This window comes from Stecheria intestinalis (genome assembly GCF_009696165.1).
Classification (GTDB): Bacteria; Bacillota_I; Bacilli_A; order Erysipelotrichales; family Erysipelotrichaceae; genus Bulleidia; species Bulleidia intestinalis.
The window spans coordinates 278,739-285,654 of sequence record NZ_VUMN01000001.1; the positions used below are offsets into that span (position 1 = coordinate 278,739).

Below are 6,916 nucleotides of genomic sequence, written 5' to 3' on the forward strand. Positions count from 1 at the left end.
TCATATCATATAATTGGAAGCACAGAGATGAAAGGATTCAAGTTCAGATTAGAACCGAATGAAACACAGAAGAAGCCGATTCAGGAAACACTTGATTCTGCTCGTTTTGTGTACAATCGGTTTCTCGATCTGAACGAGTATGCGTATCAGACAGAAGGTATCCATCTTTCGTATGCGATGATGTGCTCGCTATTGACGGATCTGAAGCAGGACCCTGAATATCCGTGGCTGAAGCAGGCTGACAGTATGGCACTGCAGACTGCGCTGAAAGATCTGGATGAAGCATTTCAGAATTTCTTTACCGGACGTGCAAAGTATCCAAAGTTCAAGACAAAGAAGCGCGCTTATAAGTTTTCATATCGTACACGCAATCAGAATGGCGGCATTCAGATTATTGATAAGCACCATGTAAAACTTCCGAAGCTTGGCATTGTCCGGGCCCGTATTTCGAGATTTCCGCATGGAGCGATCAGGAACGCAGTGATCTCACTGACAGCAGCCGGCAGATACGAAGTCTCCTTCTGCGTGGATGAGATCGCAGCCTCTAAGAAATCCGCTGGCGGAGAGATTGCAATTGATGTAGGGCTTGCCGAGTTCTATACCGACTCGAAAGGCCGCATTGCTGAGAACCCGCACATTCTTGCAAAGCTCAGCCGAAAACTTGCTAAAGAACAGCGCCGGCTTTCCCGTATGTATGAAGCAGCCAAGAAGGCAGGCCGTCGTCTGAGTGAGTGCCGGAATTATCAGAAACAGCGGGTCAAAGTCGCTAAGATTCACGAACGCATTGCCAATGCCAGAACCGACTTTCTTCAGAAGCAGAGCACGGCGTTAGCTGATGAAAACCAAATCATCTATGCCGAGCATCTGAATATCCGCGGAATGGTCAGAAACCACAAGCTGGCAAAGGCAATCAGCGATGTGAGCTGGAGTGCGTTCTTTCAGATGCTGGAATACAAAGTAAAAGAACGTAACGGCTTTCTGATCAAAGTTGATACGTTCTATCCAAGTTCACAGATCTGCCATGAGTGTGGATACAAGAACCCGGGTGTAAAAGATCTGAAAGTGCGGAAGTGGATCTGTTCGCAGTGCGGAGCAGTGCATGATCGTGATCAGAATGCCGCACGGAATATCCTTGCAGAAGGGATCAGAATCCTCAACGAACCGAAGACTGCAATTTCTGTAGTCTGAAACGCCTATACGTACCGTGGGGCACACGGGAAGTAACGCTTGCAGAAGAGAGTGTAAGACGGCACCATGCCGCAGTTCTCGTTGAAGCAAGAATCCCACAGGCTTTAGCCGTGGGAGTGTCAAGGTTTCAGCCTAAAGCCTCCTCCAGGAAGAGAGTCAACCCCTTTTTATGAATCAATTCACGAGTGGTTTTTCTCGAAGTGCAGAGGTACCTGCAGACGCATGAACATCCCTCTCTGGTTCTCATCGAACACATTGAATTCTGTCATGATCTCGCAGAAATAATTGCCGGCAATCTGACAGCTGTTTTCCCTGCACCATGAGAGCAGCCTGCAGGCATAGTCCTGTTCTTCGGAAAAGTCATCCGCGTAGATGCATGCATACATCCCGCTGTCTGCGATCCTGATATCATTCCTCACGCTGCACTGATCCCGGTCGACGAACACGAAGACCAGATCCGGGCAGAACTTCCGTTCCAGAAACAGATCCTTCTGAACGGAAGTAGCGATGCTGTAAGTATGAATCTGAGAAAACCCTGCTCCACCAGCTCATTCCTCAGATCTGCTGCATTCTGCTCGAAACACGTCAAGCCTTCCGTATAGAAATTTCCGGAACATGGAATGCCCCAGAAATATCTCTGCTCGATATATTCGAGAGAAACCATGCCGGTGACCGGGGATTTGCGGAACCGCTCCATGCTGCGGATTGCCCGCTGAATGGATTTCTGCTGTTCCTTAAGGGCCCGGCGCTGTTCATAGAGCTGTTCATTGCGCTCTGCCAGCAGTTCTTCCACGCGGTCCATATCCTTCTTCTCGAAGATCTCATGAATTTCCTGCAGGGTTATGCCGAGCTCTTTCATGCTGGCAATCATATCGAGGCGGGCATTCTGATTCCAGTCATAATAGCGGCAGCCCGTATCCGGATCCACATAGCGCGGTTTCAGCAGTCCTTTCTCATCATAAAGACGAAGGGCTGCTGCCGTCATGTGATTGATCTCTGCCATCCTGCCGATCGGAATCAGAGAAGATTTATCCAGTTCATCCATCATGTGAAAGCTTTCACGTATTATTAGTGTTTATCACAGAAAAAGCTTCAGAAACAGATTTCTCAATCCATCTCTGAAGCTTGAATCTCAGAACAGGCTCATCTGGTTCTTTTCCTGCAGATCGCCAAGGCATCCATATGCCTTCAGCTTCTTCAGCAGCGTATCGCTGAGCTGCGTGCGCTTGAGCACATCTTCCTCGGAAAGGAACTCGCCTTTTTCTCTGGCCTCGACGATGCTTCTGGCAACGTTTGCCCCCAGACCGTCAATGACAGTGAACGGCGGGATGATCGTATGCACATCGTCGCCATCGGTGCAGAATTCCGTTGCTTTCGACTTGTACAGGTCGACCATGGACATCTTATAGCCGCGGGCATACATCTCTTCGCAGACTTCCAGCACATCAAACAGCGCTTTTTCCTTGTTCGTGACCGGATTGGTCGAGTAGCGGTTCTGCATGCGGCTCTGAATGTCCTGCATGCGGTCTCTGACCGCTTCGAGGCCCTTGCACATCGTCTCGATCTCATATGCATCCGAACGCAGCGTGAAGAACTGGATATAGAAGTTCCATGGCTCATGAACCTTGTACCAGGCAATGCGGATTGCCATCATGACATAAGCCACGGCATGGGCCTTCGGGAACATGTACTTGATCTTCTTGCAGGAGCCGATATACCAGTCCGGAACATTGTGCTCTTTCATCGCTGCTTCCTGCTCCGGCGTAAGGCCTTTGCCTTTGCGGACGCCTTCCATGGTCTTGAAGGCCATGAGCGGTTCCAGACCTTTGTTCAGGAGATAGGTCATGATATCGTCACGGCATCCGATGACTTCGGAAAGCGTGCAGGTTCCTTCCTGAATCAGACTCTCGGCATTGCCTGCCCAGACATCGGTTCCATGGGAAAGACCAGAGATGATGACCAGATCGCTGAAGCATTTCGGCCTGGTTTCTTCGAGAACTTTCCGGGTCGTGCGGGTACCGAACTCCGGCAGGCCTAAGGCGCCGGTTTCTTTCTTGTATACTCGCGGATCTGCTTTCAGGGCATCATCGCAGTAGAACAGCGATAACACTTCCGGATCATTCATCGGAATGGTGGTCGGCTTGGTCTTCGAGATATTCTGAAGCAGACGCATCGCTGTCGGATCGACATGACCGAGGATATCGAATTTCAGAACATTGTCATGGATATCATGGAAGTCGTAATGGGTTGTCTTCCATTCGCTGTTGGGATCATTGGCCGGATACTGGACCGGCGTGAAGTCTTCTGCATCATAGCCTTCCGGAATGATGATGATGCCGCCCGGATGCTGACCGGTCGTGCGCTTGACGTTCTGGCACCCTTTGGCCAGATAGTCTTTCATCGGCCGGCGCATGTCGGTGATTTCCATCTTCTCGCAATAGCCGCTGACATAGCCGTAAGCAGTCTTCTCAGCGACGGTGCCGATCGTGCCGGCACGGAATGCGTGCTTGTCATTGAAGACTTCCTTGATGAATGCATGGGCATGTGCCTGGTATTCATTCGAGAAGTTCAGATCGATATCAGGGGTCTTGTCCGCATTGAATCCGAGGAAGGTCTGGAACGGAATATTGTGGCCATTGCCGCGCATGATCGCGCCGCAGTGCGGACACCGCTTATCCGGCAGATCGAATCCGGACGCAATGCCCGGATCATCCAGAAATTCGGAATAATGGCACTTCGGGCAGAGATAATGCGGCGGCAGCGCATTGACTTCCGTGATGCGGGACATGGTTGCGGTAAACGAAGAACCGACGGAGCCACGGGATCCGACGATATAGCCATCCGCATTGGATTTCTTGACAAGCAGATGGGCTATGTAGTAATGCACGCCGAAGCCGTTGCGGATGATGTTCTCCAGTTCGGTATCCAGACGGTCTCTGACGATGTCGGGCACTTTCCCTTCGAACTCATATTCTTCTTTCATCGTTCCGTAGCAGATCTCGCGCAGCTTGTCATCCGAACCGGGGATGGTCGGCGGATAAGTTCCCGAAGGAACCGGCCGCACCTCTTCGAGGGAATCGAAGATCTTATGCGGGTTCTCGATGACGATGCGATGCACGAGATCAGGATCTTCCAGCCAGCTGAAGGCATCGAGCATCTCATTCGTGAGACGGATATGCTGATCGGGATTCGGGGTTCTGACACGCAGCGCCTCATCGCGGATATAAAGCGGATGAGTCGCACCGCCTACACCCTGGGACATGATGTACACATCCCGGAAGATCTTCTGATCCGGGGTACAGTAATGCGCATCGCTGTCTGCGACAACCGGAATATGGAGCTTGTCCGCCATGGCAATGATGCGCTTCTGCACCTCTTTCACCCGGTTCATCGAAGGAACATTGCCCAGCGCGACAAACGTCGTGTAGTTCGCCAGCGGCTGCAGCTCGACATAGTCGTAGAAACGCATCGCATTTTCCAGGCGCTGATCATCGCCGTTGCATGCCAGTTCCCATACTTCATTGTTCTGACAGGATGTGCCGATCAGAATATTCGTGCGGTCTTTCTGCACCGAAGAGCGCATAATTCTCGGTTCGGCTGCGCCGCCCTCCTTTCCGAGCACCGCTAACGTATCCGTGCAGCTTTCGGTGACCATCTGATAGAGACGCTTCAGACCCTCATGATTCCTGCAGAGAACGATGATATGTGACCGGCGGGCCTTCTTGTAGAAGCCCCGGTCCGGAAGCTTGTCCTGCAGATCATTGACTGTTACCGCGCCGAGCTTTTTCGCATCTTTCAGCAGACACAGGAACACGGAAGAAAGCACTTCGGCATCATAATCCGCACGATGCGCCACTTCTTCGTCATAGGAAATGCGGTAGTAGTTCGAAATATTGCCTAACCGGTAGAAGTGGCGGTCTTTCAGCACCACTCTGGCGAGATCCAGCGTATCGATGACGCAGTTATGCAGCGGCGGCCGGCCGATTCTTCTCAGCTCTTCATTCAGGAAGTGGTAGTCGAAAGTCGCATTGTGCGCAACCAGGATATCATCCCCGATCCAGTCCAGGATCTCATCGCACGCTTCCGCAAAGGACTTCGCATCCTTCACCATTTCATTGGTGATGTTCGTCTTATGCGAGATGTTGGCCGGAATCGGAAACGGCGGCTTCAGGAACATCTGCTTGCGATCGACGACACTGCCATGTTTCAGCCTGACTGCACCGAATTCGATAATCGAATCGTAATAGCAGGAAAGACCAGTGGTCTCAAGGTCAAAGGAGATATAGGTCGCGTCTTCCAGATCCGCATTGATGCGGTTGCGGACAATCTTCGGCTTGTCATCGGCCATATTCATCTCGCAGCCGAGGCCTACCTTGAACTTCCGGTCGCTGCCTTTCTTCAGGCTCTGGGCGGTATTGAATGCCTTGACCATGGACTGCACGTCGGCATGATCGGTGATGCAGATGCCCTCATGGCCGAGATCCCATGCATACTTCACGATGGTCTGCGGCTCGCAGACCGCATCCATTTCCGACATATTCGTATGCATATGCAGCTCGACCCGCTTCTCTTCCGCCGGATCCGTGATCTTCTCTTCTTCAAGAATATCCGTGGCTGATGCCTGCACGACCAGATCCCGGGCATAGTTGTCAAAGACGACAGATCCGTAGATTCTGACCCGCATGCCTTCCTTCACAAGCCCGAGGTCTTCTTTCGTGAAGTTTCTGCCCTCAAACCGCTTGACAAGAATCGCATCGGTCCCGTCATAGACGGAGAGCGTCTGAATCGTCTTCTGAGCTGCCTTCGTGACGACTTCTTCGACCGCAAATACCTTGCCTTCAAACTGAATGCTGTCTACCGGATCATGCACGTCCTTCAGATGCACGAGGGGCCAGTCTTCCTTCTTCTGACGGAAGAACTTGCGATGAGAATCTGCCTGTGGACGCGCATGTTCCATAGGAGCTGGTGCAGAAGGAGCCGGAGCTTCCATGAAGACAGTCTCCACCTGGGGAGCTTCCGGTTCTTCGACGGAAGCAGTGATTCCTGATACTTCAATGCCGACTTTCTTCAGATATTCCTGCAGCGGAGCTAGCAGCTCCTCTGCCCGGTCTCTGGAAACGGATTCGGCGAACCGGTAGTCTATCGAACGGGCATCTGCGTCATACTGAAAAACAGCGTCTTTCAGCAGCGCACTTTCTTTTTCTTCTTCGTAGTAAAGCGTCAGATATTTATACAATTCATCCCTGCTGCAGCTGCCATCTCCTGCCGAGATGGACACATAGCAGGGACATTTCAGATACTGTTCCAGCAGTTCCAGCAGCTCCCGGTAATCCTCGCACGGCAGCGGGCAAGGACTGGAAAGCTCCAGCTCCACATGAACCGGATGCCGGTAAAAGCGCACTGCAGTCACTTCGGCTGCAGCATAGGCTTCTCGATTCCCTGCCCCGATCAGGTCCAGGATGGATTTCAGAGTCATGGTCATTCCTAATCTACCTCTTGAGCGTCTCTCATTCTACCACAAGAAAACCGGAAGACTCCGGTTTCCGGTGATGCTATTTCAGAAACTTCACTTGTAAAAGTTAACGCAACCCCAGTATTGCATTAAGTATGTCTGAACAAGAAGTTATAAAGGGCTTGCATTAAGTAGATCTGAAACGGTTCTTCCTTTAACATTTAGATATCAGCCAGATTACTGCCATCTAACGATAGAACTGGAGGAACTGTCTAT

4 protein-coding genes are annotated in these 6,916 nt (G+C 51.4%); 1 reads left to right on the top strand and 3 read right to left on the bottom strand.

What is annotated here, in order from left to right; all coding sequences use genetic code 11:
- Positions 1-27 precede the first annotated feature (27 nt).
- Complete coding sequence (gene tnpB, locus FYJ51_RS01355; protein ID WP_154502324.1) at positions 28-1,188, top strand: IS200/IS605 family element RNA-guided endonuclease TnpB; 1,161 nt, start codon at positions 28-30, stop codon at positions 1,186-1,188.
- A gap of 179 nt (positions 1,189-1,367) precedes the next feature.
- Here the strand turns inward: tnpB and FYJ51_RS13435 are convergent, their stop codons facing one another.
- The 3 genes from FYJ51_RS13435 to FYJ51_RS01365 form a co-directional block, all read right to left on the bottom strand.
- Positions 1,368-1,607 carry a hypothetical protein gene (locus FYJ51_RS13435; protein ID WP_205946100.1) on the bottom strand — a complete coding sequence of 80 codons (240 nt, stop codon included), beginning with the start codon at positions 1,605-1,607 and terminating at the stop codon, positions 1,368-1,370.
- On the bottom strand, positions 1,604-2,236 hold the full coding sequence (locus FYJ51_RS01360) for a MerR family transcriptional regulator (protein ID WP_205946101.1): 633 nt from the start codon (positions 2,234-2,236) through the stop codon (positions 1,604-1,606). The genes FYJ51_RS13435 and FYJ51_RS01360 overlap by 4 nt, the downstream gene beginning before the upstream one ends.
- An 84-nt stretch (positions 2,237-2,320) precedes the next feature.
- Complete coding sequence (locus FYJ51_RS01365) at positions 2,321-6,670, bottom strand: PolC-type DNA polymerase III (RefSeq protein WP_154502327.1); 4,350 nt, start codon at positions 6,668-6,670, stop codon at positions 2,321-2,323.
- Positions 6,671-6,916 lie beyond the last annotated feature (246 nt).